Source organism: Lysobacter sp. TY2-98, from assembly GCF_003367355.1.
Lineage (GTDB): Bacteria > Pseudomonadota > Gammaproteobacteria > Xanthomonadales > Xanthomonadaceae > Cognatilysobacter.
In genome coordinates this window covers 2,931,266-2,944,377 of the sequence record NZ_CP031413.1, presented here as the reverse complement: position 1 = coordinate 2,944,377, position 13,112 = coordinate 2,931,266, and the positions used below count along the sequence as shown (strand labels likewise).

Genomic DNA, 13,112 nt, shown 5'->3' with positions numbered 1-13,112 from the left:
CCTGCCGGAACGCGCGCCACACACGCGCGCAATGACGCCCCGATGCGACGCACCGATCGCGCGGTTGCGCGGACTGCGCGTTCTGGTCGTCGAGGACGAATATCTCGTCGCCGACGATCTGCGCCGCGGACTGGAGATGGCCGGTGCGCACGTACTGGGGCCGGTGCCGTCGGTTCGACTCGCACTCGACCTGCTCGCGTCGTCGAATGCACCCGATGTCGCCATTCTCGACGTCAACCTCGGCGGCGAGGCGGTCGTACCGGTCGCCGATGCGCTGATCGCGCGTGGCATCCGCTTTGTTTTCGCCACCGGCTACGACGGGCCGGTGATGCCGGCGGCGTACCGCGGCATCCCGTGTTGCGAGAGGCCGTTCGATCTCGCTGCGATCGCGACCAGGCTCTTCGAGTAGGGCTTCTGCACGGGCTGGCGTTGCGGATCGTTTTCACGTTGGCGTGGATGACGCGCTACGGCGCGTAAGCCGACTCGCCATGCGACGTGATGTCGAGCCCTTCGCGCTCGGCATCGGTGTCCACGCGCAGTCCGACGACGCGCGCGACGATCGCGAGTGATATCGCCGCCACGGCGCCGGATAGCACGAGCGTCACGACGATCCCGATCGCCTGGATCGCAAGCTGGTGCGCCAGAGTCACATCCGCACCCAGCGTGCCGCCGAGCGCGGGCAGGCTGAAAACGCCGGTGAGCAGCGCGCCGACGATGCCGCAGACGCCGTGGATGCCGAAGACGTCGAGCGTGTCGTCCGCGCGCAAGCGATGCTTGAGCGCACCGACACCCCAGAATCCCGCGAGACCACCGCAGGCGCCGATCGCCAGCGCGCCGCCGACGCCCACGGTGCCGCACGCCGGCGTCACCGCGACCAGACCCGACACCAGCCCGGACGCAGCGCCGAGCATCGATGCGTAGCCGCGACGCGCGGCCTCGATCGCGCTCCAGCCGAGCACACCCGCCGCGGCGGCCACCAGCGTATTGATGAAGGCCAGCGCCGCGGTGCCGTTCGCTTCCAGTGCGGAGCCTGCATTGAAGCCAAACCAGCCCACCCATAGCAGCGTCGCGCCGGCCAGCGTCAGCGGCAATGAATGCGGCGACAGACGTTCACGACCGAAACCGATCCGCGGCCCCAGCTTCCATGCCGCCACCAATCCGGCGACACCCGCATTGATGTGCACGACGGTGCCGCCCGCGAAATCGAGCGCGCCGCGCGCGAACAGCCACCCACTCGATGCCCACACCATGTGCGCAAGCGGCAGGTAGGCGAACGTGAACCACAGCGCGCTGAACAGCAGCACCGCACGCAGTCGCGCCCGCTCGGCGATCGCGCCGACGACCAGCGCACAGCTGATCGCGGCGAACGCGCCCTGGAACGCAACGTAGACGAACTCGGGAATTGCGACGCCCGCGGTGAACGTCGGCACCGTCGATGCGGGGGTTACGCCGCGCAGGAACACCTTGCCGACCCCGCCGACGAACGCGCCGCCGCCGTCGAAAGTGAGCGAATAGCCGTACGCGATCCACAGCACGCACGCCATCGCGGCGACGACCAGCACCTGCACGAGCACCGACAGCACGTTCTTCCCGCGCACGAGACCGCCGTAGAACAACGCGAGCCCCGGCGCGATCATGAGCACGACGAGCAGAGTCGCGACGAGCATCCAGGCGGTGTCGCCCTTGTCGACCGCAGAGGCCGACGCCGACGCATGCGCGGACGCGGACATGCCCGTCATCCCGGCCAAACTCGCGACATGGCGGGAGCTGATCCGGAATCGCCTTCCGAACGCACTTCGCTGGACCATCATCGCAGCCCCGTGCACCTTGATGACCCGGTTATACGACAGGAAATGCTGCGCTGCCGCAACGCGGCGACCAACGGCTTTTCGTACGCGAGATGCGCGAAAGCAGAGGGGCCCGGACGCATGCCGGGCCCCTGTGTCAGAACGAAACGAGGGTCTTACAGACCGCCACCGCCGCACCCCGTCGTGAGGTAGTCGTCAATCAGCTTGAGCTGGTCCGCGAAGATCGCGCGGGTCCATGCCGGACCGTGCGCGTAGTCGGGCAGCTCGTGGTACTCGACCGGACGCCCCGACGCCTTGGCCTTGGACACGAACCACTGCGACTGCTCGATCGGCACCGTTCGGTCGCGCTCGCCGTGGTAGACCATGATCGGAATCTGGATCTGGTCGGCCTTGTCGAGCGGGTTCAGGCCATCGACCGTCGGCGCCTGCGCCTGGCGGAAGAACGGGTTGGTATAGAACTTCGACCAGATGCGGTGGATGTCGGACACGCCGGCGCCCGCGATTGCGCACTTGTAGAGACCATTCGGTCGCACTGCCGCCGCCATCGACGCGTAGCCGCCGTATGAGAAGCCGAACATCGCGATATGGCCGGGCTGCGCGATCTTCTGGTCGATCAACCACTTCGCGCCGTCGTCCTTGTCGTCCTGCATGGCCTTGCCCCACTGGGCGTCCCCGGCCGTCCACAGCTTGCGACCCCAGCCCTGCGAACCGCGGTACTGCGGACGCAGCACCGCCATGCAACGCGATGCCATCAGCGGGATCCACATCGAGCCGTCGAAGTCCATGGCGTCGCGCGCCCACGGACCGCCGTGCGGATGCACCACGGCTTTCCACGGACCGCCGCCGCACATCGTTTCGTTCGGCGTGGTCAGGAACGCCGGAATATCGAGGCCGTCGCGCGCCTTGTAATAGACCAGGCGCGTCTGGCCCAGCGACGCCGGATCGATGTCCGGATACGCCTTCGCCAGCAGCGACAGCTTGCCGTCCTTCAAGAGATAGGTTTCCGGCGGACGCGACGGGCCGTGCACGCTCGCGATCACCGTCTTGAGGTCCTGGCTGTAGTCGACCAGGCTTACGGTGGCGTCGCCGTCATAGCCGGTCGTGGCCTTGTCGCCGGTCGCGGGGTCGACGAACTGCGTCGGCGCTTCCTTCAGCCCGAGCGCTTGGCGCAGGCCAGCGTCGATGGCTTTGAGCTGCGGCGCAGTCCATTCGATATCGCCCTCGCGCGGCCCCTCGTAGGCAATGCCGAGCACTTCGCCCGGACGGCCGCCACCGCCGCTCGAGTAATGATTGGTAATGACGCTGCTGGCATCGAAGAACTTGTGCTCGAACAGCACCTCGCCCTTCTTGCGCGCCTTGATGTCGTATTCGTAGATGGCCGCCTTGTCGCGGCCTTCGTTGCTCAGCACGAACGCGATGTTCGGGTCTTCGGAGAAGCCCACGACCTCGACGTGGTCGCGCGCCTTGACGTAGGAACGGAAATGCTCGCTCCAGGCGTCGGTCTCGGGGTCACGGAATTCGGCCGCGACGTAAGCGCCCTTGCCATCGATGTCGCTGCGCAGACGCGCGCGGATGTTGCCGTTGAAGTCGGTGACGTAGCCCGCGGCGTTTTCCTCGCTGCGTTGGACGCGGTCGGCCTTGAACGTGTGCAGGTTGACCTTGTAGACATCGCCCGCGTCCATGCCGACCGTATTGACTACGAGCACGTGGTCGGGATCGTTCGGCAGCACATTGAGGATGCTCGGGCTGCTCCGCGCTGCAGCGAGCTGAAGCTCACGGCTCTGTGTGTTGAGCGCGGGCATCGGCTCGTGCCATTGCTTGCCCTGCAGGTCGGTGATGTAGAGCTTGTCGATAAAGGTCTTGATGACGCCGTCCGCGCGCAGGTCGTACGGCTGCCAGAGCTGGACCGCGAGCAGGTCGTTCTTGATGAACGACACCGACTTGAACTTCATGTTCTTCGTGCCGATCACCATCGGCGCCTTGTCGAGCGCGTCGGTGTCCCACACCAGGATGACGCGGTCTTCGCCTCGCGCCTGCAGGGCGGCGAGATGCTTGCCGTCGGGCGATAGCGAGAAGCCCGACATCGCCGGATAGGCGGCGAGCTGCGCGATGGTGGGCGGCGTGGGGGCAGCGTGTGCAGGCGAAAGCGCGGCAAGCGAAAGAGCCAGCGCAAGCGCGAGAGAGGTTGCTTTCATGGATGCTCCGGAGCGAGGCGCGTCCGTGCGTGGCGCGCGATCTGGGCAAAAAAAAGGTCCCGCCGCCACGCGGCGACGGGACCCGGTTACCGCTACTGCATCAGAACGTCTTCTGGATGTTCACGAAGTACGTACGACCCACGTAGTCGTAGCCGCTGTACAGCGGTGCATTGCCGACGCGGTTGTACGCACCCGACGAGATCACCGGTGGCGTCTTGTTGGCGAGGTTGCGCACGCCACCCGTCACCTGCCACTTGTCGCCCGTGTACTGCAGCGACACGCTGTGCAGGTAGTAGTTCGGCACGCTGAAGTTGAAGACCTGGCGCTGGGCCGCGGTCAGGCCGAGGTAGTCGGCGCTGTCCATGTTGTCGATCCACTCCAGGCCGTAACGACCCTGCCAGTTCTTCACCTTATAGGTCACGTCCATCGTGCCGGCGTAGGCCGGGTTGTTGAGCGTGCCGTTGACGTCATCCAGCGGATCGTCCGCGAACAGCTTGTTCGCCTGCTGGAGGAAGTGCGTGAGCTGCGTGGTGGCACGCAGCGTGCCCGGACCGATGTCGTGCGAGTAGCGCAGCGTGAAGTCCCAGCCGCGCACCTTGTCCTGCGACAGGTTGACGTAGCTGTCGTGCACCGTCAGCGCCTGGCTGGTCGGATTGCGCGGATCAACCAGACGGCAGAAGCCGCCACCGCTGCGGAACTGCGGATCGTCGTAGCAGAGCTGCAGGATGTTGGTGGCACCGGCGCGCGAGACACCGTTGTCGACGACGATGTCGAAGTAGTCCGCCGCGAACGACAGATCACCCCAGGCCGTCGGCAGCTCCGGCTGCAGGATGATGCCGGTGGTCAGGTTCTTCGACGTTTCCGCCTTCAGACCGGCGTCCGCACCACCTGCCGTCAGCACGGCGACCGACTGCGTCGCGACGAAGTTCGGCGCGAGACCTTCGCTGGCGCAGTTCTTCGCACGGATCGAGGTCGGATCGGTGCCGTAGTTGTTGCAGGGATCGTTCTGGTTGCTCAGGAAGCCGCTGGTCGCACCGAGGAACTGCTCGAACAGCGCCGGGGCGCGGTACGAGGTGCCGTAGGACGCGCGGAACGAGAACCACTTCACCGGCGTCCACAGCGCGCCGATCTTGTAGGTCGTGTCCGAACCGTACGAATGGTAGTCGGTGTAGCGACCCGACACGTTGACGCTCAGCTCTTCAGCGCCCGGCACGTGGGCCAGCAGCGGGAATTCCATTTCGCCATAGGCTTCCCACACCGAGTCCGAGCCGCGCGTGATCGCCGACGAGGTCAGGTTGTAGAGGTTGCCGTTCTGCGAATCGATCGACGGGGTGTCGTTGATGCTGGCGTGACGGTACTCGAGACCGAACGCGCCCTGCACCTTGCCACCCGGCATGTTGAAGAGCGGGCCGGTGACGTTGAAGTTCGCCGTGCTCTCTTCGTACTTGGTCGTGCCGACGACCGGGCGGAACACGAAGTTCACCCAATCCTGCGGCAGCTGGCCGGCGATCGTCGCCGTGGTCAGACGCGGAGCGGCAACGCAGCCATTGGCCGGATTGACACAGGCGAAACCGCTCCCCGACGCAACGACGTTCAGGCTCTGCGCCAGGCGATCGGTCAGGAACGACTGCTGCGTGTACGTGGCGTCCGAGGTCGACTTGCTGATCGACGCGTCGTAGGTCCAGTCGGCGAAGAAGAAGTTGCCGCGCAGGCCACCCAGGCCCTTCCAGAAGTCGACGTCCTGGCTGCTGGTGTCATTGCCGAAGCCGATGAAGGCGCGCACGCCGACGTTACGGCCGCCCGACGTGTTGGTCGGGCCCGAGAACGTGCTGGACTGCAGGTTCGTCGGGATCAGCGGGCTGCCCTTGATGTAGTCGAGCGACAGCTGACGGAAGCCGGTCTGCGACGACTTGCGCTGGTTGCCCAACACTTCGAAGTAGGCCGTCGCGCCGCCGAGGAAGCCGAGGTCCTTGCTGCCCTGCAGGAACAGGGTATCGACTTCGACCGGCGAGATCAGCGAGCGGTTGAGCATGCGCGGATCGAACGTGTCGCGGATGTTCGTGTTGGTCGTCTGACCGCCACCCACGCCTTCGAAACCAACGAGGCCGGTGGTGACTGCCGAGTTCGGACGCCAGCGGTTAAACGTCGTGCCCGTAGCGCCCTGTGCGGCGACACCGGTCTGCGTGTTGGTACCGATGGTGTTGATCGTGACGCCGTTCGAGCCGGTGCCCGTGATCGGATAGCACTTCGGCTTGCCGGTCAGCGGGTCGATGGTGTCGCCGCTGCCCCACAGACCGCCGATGCCATTGCCGCGGTAGTCGGTGTTGCAACGCGTCCACTCACGGTCGCCGAGCGTCAGCTCGTTGCGGTTGTAGTGTTCGTACGAACCGGACACGTCGAAGCTGTCGCCGCTGGTGCCCCACGCGATCGAGTAGCGCGACTGGTCGCCGCCACCGTCTTCCGTCGCGTTGTACTGGCCTTCGAAACGGAAGTCGTCGACCTTCTTGCGGGTCACGATGTTGATGACGCCGGCAACCGCGTCCGAACCGTAGATCGACGACGCGCCGTCCTTCAGGACTTCGATGTGGTCGATCAGCGAGTTCGGCAGCACGTTGAGGTCGGCCGAGCCGACCGAACCGCGCGAGCCAGCCGGCGCGACGCGACGGCCGTTGAGCAGCACGAGGGTGCGCGTCGCACCGAGGCCACGCAGCGAGATCGTGTTCGCGCCCGGGCCGCCGTCGGTAACGAAGCCGCCGAACGCATTGTTGACCTGCGCGGCACCGCCCGTCACGCCGGTGCTCTGCAGCACGCCGGTGGTCGAGTTGAAACCGGCAAGCGTGGTTTCCTCGCGGGTGATCACCTGCACCGGCGACACGGAGTTGTACGTGTCACGGACAATGCGCGAACCGGTGACGACGATGTTGTCGAGTTCCTTGGGCTTGTCGGTCGTCGCCTTGTCAGCGCTGTCCTTAGCAGCCGTTTGGGCGGTGGCCGACGCGGTGTTCGAGTCCTGCGCGAAAGCAGAGGTGGCGGTGAACGCAAGGGCGGTCACAAGCGCCGCCGACAGCGCATTGCGCTGCAAGCTGTAGCGTGGTGCGGTCATTGTGTTTATTTCCCCTAGTGGAAGTTGTGGCGCCCTGCACGGCGAAATGCGCCGGAAGCGGCCACGACCCGACGTTAACACGCTGTTAAAGGCAAAGTCACTGCGCTTTAACAAAGCTGTGCGCGTGCTACGCGTCTCGCAGCTAAATCAGTCAGTTAGCGCGCGAATGCTGATTTTCTTTGTGCAATGCAACAGCAAAAGCCAACGCAAACGGCCCGACACTCGCGTGCCGGGCCGTTCGGGGACAACTGACTGATCGCCCAAGCGATCAGATCGTGTAGTACATCTGGTACTCGAGCGGATGCGTCGCCGCACGGAACGCGGTGACCTCCTTCATCTTCAGCGCGATGTACGCATCGATGAAGTCGTCGGTGAAGACGCCGCCGGCCTTGAGGAAGTCGCGATCCTTGTCGAGCGCTTCGAGCGCCTGGTCGAGCGAGTGGCAGACGGTGGGAATGTTCTTCTCTTCTTCGGGCGGCAGGTCGTAGAGATCCTTGTCGCTCGGCGCGCCCGGATCGATCTGGTTCCTGATGCCGTCAAGGCCCGCCATCATCAGCGCGGCGAAGGTGAGGTAGCCCGAGTTCATCGGATCGGGGAAGCGGATCTCGATGCGGCGCGCCTTCGGATTCGCGACATACGGAATGCGGCACGACGCCGAACGGTTCGACGCCGAATACGCGAGCATCACCGGCGCTTCGTAACCCGGCACCAGTCGCTTGTACGAGTTCGTCGTCGAGTTCGCGAACGCGTTGATCGCGCGCGCGTGCTTGAAGATGCCGCCTATGTACCACAGCGCCATCTGCGACAGGCCGCCGTAGCCGTCACCGTTGAAGAGGTTGGTGCCGCCCTTCGCGAGCGACTGGTGCACGTGCATGCCCGAGCCGTTGTCGCCCACCAGCGGCTTCGGCATGAAGGTCGCCGTCTTGCCGTTGCGATGCGCGACGTTCTTGACGACGTACTTCATCGTCGTGAGTTCGTCGGCCTTCTTCACCAGCGTGTTGAACTTGACGCCGATCTCGCACTGGCCGGCGTTCGCGACTTCGTGGTGATGCACTTCGACTTCCTGGCCGACGGCGGCGAGCGTCTTGCACATCTCGGCGCGCAGGTCGTGCAGCGAGTCGAGCGGGCCGACCGGGAAATAGCCGCCCTTCACCATCGGGCGGTAACCGGTGTTGCCGCCCGCGTATTCGGTGCCGGAGTTCCAGTGCGCCTCTTCCGAATCGACGTGGAAGAAGGTGTGGCCCATTTCGTTCGCGAAACGAACGGAGTCGAAGATGAAGAACTCCGGTTCCGGACCGAAAAACGCGGTGTCGGCGATGCCGCTCGACTTCAGGAACGCCTCGGCGCGCTTGGCAATGCCGCGCGGGTCGCGCGAGTAGCCCTGCATCGTGGTCGGATCGAGGATGTCGCAGATCAGCACCAGCGTCGGGTCCGCCGTGAACGGATCGAGGAACGCGGTGGACGGATCGGGCAGCAGCACCATGTCGGACTGCTGGATGCCGCGCCAGCCGCCGATCGACGAGCCGTCGAACATCTTGCCGTCCTCGAACAGGCCGGGCTCGATGATGTTGGCCGGGAACGTCACGTGGTGCTGCACACCGCGCATGTCGGTGAAACGCAGGTCGACGAATTCGACCTTGTGGTCGCGGATGAGCTTTTCGACGTTCTCGAGGGACATGGCGGCTCCGAGGGATGGCAGGGGGTCGCGGCGCGGGAGTGCGCAGACGCGGCTTTCACAGCAAGGACGATGCCAACCGCAGCCGCCGCGCAAGCCATTGATCGATAAGGGTCGGAGGACGGGCCGGGCAAACCGCTGCTTCAGACCGGTGCACCAGATGAGCGCGTTTGCACCACAACGGTGCAGTCGCTTCAGTCGCCGTCGATCGCCACCTGGTCGCGTCCCGCGTGTTTGGCGCGATAGAGGGCGCGGTCCGCGCGCGCCAACAGCGCATCGGCGTCTTCGCCGGCGCGATGCACCGCGACGCCCGCCGAGAGCGTGACGCGTCGGCGCGGATGCGCCCCCGCCGCTACGGCCTTGCGGATGCGCGCGAGCACCGCCGTCATCGCATCCGTCCCGCCCGGCGTGACCAGCAGGAACTCCTCGCCACCCCAGCGCCCGAGCACGTCGGTGCCACGCATCTGCTCGCGGCCGAGACAGGCGACGTTGCGCAGCACCGCGTCCCCGGCGGCGTGGCCGAGTTCGTCGTTGACCGCCTTGAAGTGGTCGATGTCGAGGATGCCGACGCAGAACGGGGCGATGCCGCGTTCGGACGTCGCGATGCTGCGCTCCAGCTCGGCCTGCATCGAACGTCGATTGGGCAGGCCGGTCAGCTCGTCGCTGACGGCGAGGCGCTCGACCTGCGCGAGCGCGGCGCCCAATGCGGTGCGCTGGTCGCGCAGTTTCTGGCGCAGGCTCGACAGGCGCGCCGCGATGACCGCAAGCGCCGGCAGCACGACCAGGATCATCAGCACGTTGTTGACGTCGACGCGGAACGGATCGACCACGTGCTCCGACGTCGCCCACTCCGGATGCACGGTGCGCAGCGCCACCGCGGCGACGAGGCTGGCCACCGCGAACGCCGTGAGCATCGCGATCTGCCGCCAGCGCAGCGCGAACGCGCCGAACGCGAAGATCACCATCAGCGGGAACAGTGCGGACGTGCGCATCGGGCCGCAGATCAGGTAGCCCCAGTTGACGGCCACCACGCCCAGGCCGAGCTGCCAGATGGTGAGCGAGGGATCGCGTGAGCGCTCGCTCCAACCGCTGCGCAGCGCGATGTAGCTGGCGAGCTGTACGGCGGCGATAAACCCCATCCACGCATGCACGCTGGCGGCGCACATCCAGCCCTGATGGACGCCGGCGAGCAGCAGCATCGCCGTGCCGGCGTAGACCAGTGTCGCGATCAGCCATTGCACGAGACGCAGGCGACGACGACGCTCGCCGCTGGCGACGAGATCGATCAGGCGACGTCCGCTCGTCCGCGGATCGCGCGGGCGGTCGGCGTCGTTCATGGCGGCAGCCGGACGCATTCCGCTACCGGTATCGGCACCGGCACGAGGCGCTGGAGCGGCGGGCGCATGCCGGCGCCCAACCGTTCACACGCGTGCGGCCGCCATCGTGCTCTGGCTGACGTCCCCCGTGGCCGCCCCGTACCATCGCTCCTCCATTTCGCCAGGCGCATGTGATGCCCGACTTCCTGCAAGCCCTCCTGCTCGGCGTGATCGAGGGCGTCACTGAGTTCCTGCCGATCTCCAGCACCGGCCACCTGCTGATCGCGGAGCGCTGGCTCGGGCATCGCTCGGATCTCTTCAACATCGCGATCCAGGCCGGCGCAATCCTCGCCGTGGTCGCGATCTACCGCGAACGGCTGTGGCAGCTCGCGATGTCGTTCGTCGGCCGCGGCAATGCCGACGTGCACGGCCAGCCGGCGCGGGACTATGCGATCAAGCTCGGCGCGGCTTTCCTGGTGACCGCCGTGCTGGGCTTGGTGGTGAAGAAGCTCGGCTTCCAGCTGCCCGACGAAGTCACGCCGGTCGCGTGGGCACTGGTGATCGGCGCGGTGTGGATGGTGATCGCGGAAGTGTTCGCGGCGAAGCGCGCGGCGGCGATCGGCGAGCGCACGACCATCAGCTGGACGGTCGCTTTGCTCGTCGGCGTCGCGCAGGTCGTCGCCGGTGTATTTCCGGGGACGTCGCGTTCGGCGGCAACGATCTTCGTCGCGTTGCTCGCCGGCACGACGTCGCGCGCGGCGGCGACGGAATTCGCTTTCCTGGTCGGCATTCCGACGATGTTCGCGGCAACGGGCTACGAGCTGCTGCACCTGATCAAGGACGGCGGCGTCGCCGGCGAAGACTGGAGTGCGCTCGGCATCGCCTTCGTGGTGTCCACGATCACCGCCTTCGTGTCGGTGAAGTGGCTGCTGCGCTACATCCAGACGCATCGCTTCACCGCGTTCGCGATCTACCGCGTGGTGCTCGGTATCGCGTTGCTCGCACTGGTGCCGACCGGCAGCTGATCCCCGGAATCCGCAATGACGAAGGCCACGACGCGCAAGCCTCGTGGCCTTCGATATTTTGAGCCTCCAAGATCGGAGCGATCAGGGTGCGCCGCGCGACGGGACGCCGTGCGCAGGCCGCGTGGTCTCGGCGACTGTCGGCCCTTCGGCGGCCGCGGTCGATTCCGTCCGCGCGGTCGCCGCCGCCAGTTCCGCCTGTCGCGCGACTTCGAGATCGAGACGTCGCTGCGCATCGGCGAGCGGCGTCTCGTCCGGGCATTTCGCATCCGGGAAGCCGTAGGCCTCGCGCAGGTCGAGGCCGCAACGCGTCACTTCGTCCCACGGCTTTTCGTCGACGCCGCAGCGCGCCTCGAACTGGCGCTGGAAGGCGTCGCGACGGCGCATGAAATCCTCGCCGCACTTGCGGCGGATCACGATGCGATCGAGATCGTCCTGCGCGGCGTTGCGACCGACCAGGCCGTATTCGTCGAGTTCGTCCGGCGTGAGCAGGCGCAGGCGACGATTCGGCACCGTCATCATCAGGTCAGCGACGGCGAGCGCGACGCCGTGACGTTCGAAGTAGTCGCGCACCATGGCATTGACGTTGCGCAGTTCGTCGTTGAGTTCGCTGCGCGACGTGGCATTCGAGCGATCACGCATCAGGCGATGCACGCCGACATTGCCGTGAACGATGCGATCGTCCGCCGCCGCGAGCACGAGCACGCAGGCCGACAGGCAGTTCGCGTCCTTCTTGACCCGCACCGTCCACTTCGCGTCGGCGAGCGCATCGCCGGCGCGGATCGCCTCTTCGACGTGACCGCCGGCGGAATCGATGTCGAGCAGGCGTTCCGGCAGATCCATGCGCTGCGCCATCGCGGAGACGCGGCGCATCAGTTCGGTGAAGCCGCCATCGATGCGGCCGCTGTAGTGCAGGCGCACCAGACCGGTCGATGCACACGACGCGAGCGCGTCGTAGAGCGGATAGAACTCGAGCGAATCGAGGGCGCGCGGTGCGTCGTCGCTGTCGTCGCGTTCGCAGCTGACTTCGGCGAGACCCCGCTCGACGCGGGCGGCGGGCCAGTGCGTACCGGTGAGGTCGTCGTTCGGCTGCGGCAGCGGGTCGTCGCCCGCCGGCATCGGCGCGACGGCGTTGTCGCCCAGCGTGACCGGGGCATGCGTCGCGGGGGGCGGTGCCGCGTCACAGGCCGCCAGCAGCAGCACGATGGCGACCGCGAGGCCCGTCCGCATTACCCGTCCCAACTGCCGCACCGCTCGCCCTCCGACATCCCGACCTTGACTGCATCGTGGCGCCCGGCCGATGAACCCCGGCTGGGCCGCCTTCCCAGTCTAACGGCGGGAACCGCTCAGCCCTTGACGTCCGGATGCAGCGAATACGTGCCCTGCAAGGTCGCTTCGCCGAGCACGTGGCCGTGCATGGCGCGCAGCACGTCGCCCGAGGTGAAGCGTTCGGGCAGGTCGAGCGTGGCAACGTCCAGCGCGAAGAGGCGGAAGAAGTAGCGGTGCAGGCGCAGGTCGTTCGGCGGCGGGAACGGGCCGTCGTAGCCGCGCCAGTCGCCCTTCATCGTGTCGTCGCCGGCGAACCAGCCGGTGTAGTCGTTGAGTCCCTGGCGGCTGCCGGCGGGGCCGGTGGGCGCCGCTTTGCCGTGGGGAACGACGCCGTCGCTGGCGCTGCCTGCCGTGATCTCGCGCAGGTCGGCGGGGATGTCCGCCATCGCCCAATGCGTGAAATCGCAGCGCGGCTGGTCGACCGGGATCTCAACGCCCGGCTTGCCGACCATCTCCGGCACCGTCGGCACGTCGGGGTCGACGACCAGAAGCGCGAACGACCTGGTGCCCGCCGGCACGTCGTCCCAGCGCAGGTGCGGATTGCGGTTCGGGCCGAAGCCGACGCTGTCGCCCGTGCGCACGCCGGCGGCGAACTCGGCGGGCAGGCGCTGGCGATGCTCGAAGCTGTCACTGGTCAGGCGCATGGCGGTCTCCGGTGGAAGGG

Annotated in this window: 9 protein-coding genes; 2 read left to right on the top strand and 7 right to left on the bottom strand. The window is 66.7% G+C overall.

The genetic code is table 11. The features are described 5' to 3' along the window. Nucleotides 1–31: 31 nt before the first annotated feature. The gene (locus DWG18_RS14200; RefSeq protein ID WP_115648211.1) at nucleotides 32–409 is read left to right on the top strand and encodes a response regulator; all 378 of its coding nucleotides are present in this window, start codon (nucleotides 32–34) and stop codon (nucleotides 407–409) included. A gap of 55 nt (nucleotides 410–464) precedes the next feature. Here the strand turns inward: DWG18_RS14200 and amt are convergent, their stop codons facing one another. From amt to DWG18_RS14175, 5 genes are all read right to left on the bottom strand, one after another. Continuing rightward, nucleotides 465–1,730, bottom strand: coding sequence for an ammonium transporter (gene amt / locus DWG18_RS14195; RefSeq protein WP_240318543.1), 1,266 nt, complete (start codon nucleotides 1,728–1,730; stop codon nucleotides 465–467). Between the two features lie 233 nt (nucleotides 1,731–1,963). Then, on the bottom strand, nucleotides 1,964–4,003 hold the full coding sequence (locus DWG18_RS14190; protein WP_115647791.1) for a prolyl oligopeptidase family serine peptidase: 2,040 nt from the start codon (nucleotides 4,001–4,003) through the stop codon (nucleotides 1,964–1,966). Nucleotides 4,004–4,103: 100 nt separating this feature from the next. After that, a complete protein-coding gene (locus DWG18_RS14185; protein ID WP_115647790.1) occupies nucleotides 4,104–7,106 on the bottom strand; it encodes a TonB-dependent receptor in 3,003 nt (1,000 codons plus the stop codon). A gap of 268 nt (nucleotides 7,107–7,374) precedes the next feature. Beyond that, nucleotides 7,375–8,784, bottom strand: coding sequence for a type I glutamate--ammonia ligase (gene glnA, locus DWG18_RS14180; RefSeq protein ID WP_115647789.1), 1,410 nt, complete (start codon nucleotides 8,782–8,784; stop codon nucleotides 7,375–7,377). Nucleotides 8,785–8,975: 191 nt separating this feature from the next. Beyond that, entirely contained in the window at nucleotides 8,976–10,118 is a 1,143-nt protein-coding gene (locus tag DWG18_RS14175) for a GGDEF domain-containing protein (RefSeq protein WP_162823870.1), read from the bottom strand. Nucleotides 10,119–10,291: 173 nt separating this feature from the next. On the opposite strand from DWG18_RS14175, the gene DWG18_RS14170 reads away from it, so the two are divergent. Next, entirely contained in the window at nucleotides 10,292–11,122 is an 831-nt protein-coding gene (locus tag DWG18_RS14170; RefSeq protein ID WP_115647787.1) for an undecaprenyl-diphosphate phosphatase, read from the top strand. A gap of 81 nt (nucleotides 11,123–11,203) precedes the next feature. On the opposite strand, the gene DWG18_RS14165 is transcribed toward DWG18_RS14170, so the two are convergent. Next, complete coding sequence (locus DWG18_RS14165) at nucleotides 11,204–12,349, bottom strand: hypothetical protein (protein ID WP_115647786.1); 1,146 nt, start codon at nucleotides 12,347–12,349, stop codon at nucleotides 11,204–11,206. Nucleotides 12,350–12,465: 116 nt separating this feature from the next. Next, nucleotides 12,466–13,092 carry a YbhB/YbcL family Raf kinase inhibitor-like protein gene (locus tag DWG18_RS14160; RefSeq protein WP_115647785.1) on the bottom strand — a complete coding sequence of 209 codons (627 nt, stop codon included), beginning with the start codon at nucleotides 13,090–13,092 and terminating at the stop codon, nucleotides 12,466–12,468. Nucleotides 13,093–13,112 lie beyond the last annotated feature (20 nt).

Coding starts and splice junctions, on each gene's coding strand:
- glnA (WP_115647789.1), bottom strand. CDS start 8,784: ATGTCCCTCGAGAACGTCGAAAAGCTCATCCGCGACCACAAGGTCGAA.
- DWG18_RS14175 (WP_162823870.1), bottom strand. CDS start 10,118: ATGAACGACGCCGACCGCCCGCGCGATCCGCGGACGAGCGGACGTCGC.
- DWG18_RS14185 (WP_115647790.1), bottom strand. CDS start 7,106: ATGACCGCACCACGCTACAGCTTGCAGCGCAATGCGCTGTCGGCGGCG.
- DWG18_RS14200 (WP_115648211.1), top strand. CDS start 32: ATGACGCCCCGATGCGACGCACCGATCGCGCGGTTGCGCGGACTGCGC.
- DWG18_RS14160 (WP_115647785.1), bottom strand. CDS start 13,092: ATGCGCCTGACCAGTGACAGCTTCGAGCATCGCCAGCGCCTGCCCGCC.
- DWG18_RS14170 (WP_115647787.1), top strand. CDS start 10,292: ATGCCCGACTTCCTGCAAGCCCTCCTGCTCGGCGTGATCGAGGGCGTC.
- DWG18_RS14190 (WP_115647791.1), bottom strand. CDS start 4,003: ATGAAAGCAACCTCTCTCGCGCTTGCGCTGGCTCTTTCGCTTGCCGCG.
- DWG18_RS14165 (WP_115647786.1), bottom strand. CDS start 12,349: ATGCGGACGGGCCTCGCGGTCGCCATCGTGCTGCTGCTGGCGGCCTGT.
- amt (WP_240318543.1), bottom strand. CDS start 1,730: ATGTCCGCGTCCGCGCATGCGTCGGCGTCGGCCTCTGCGGTCGACAAG.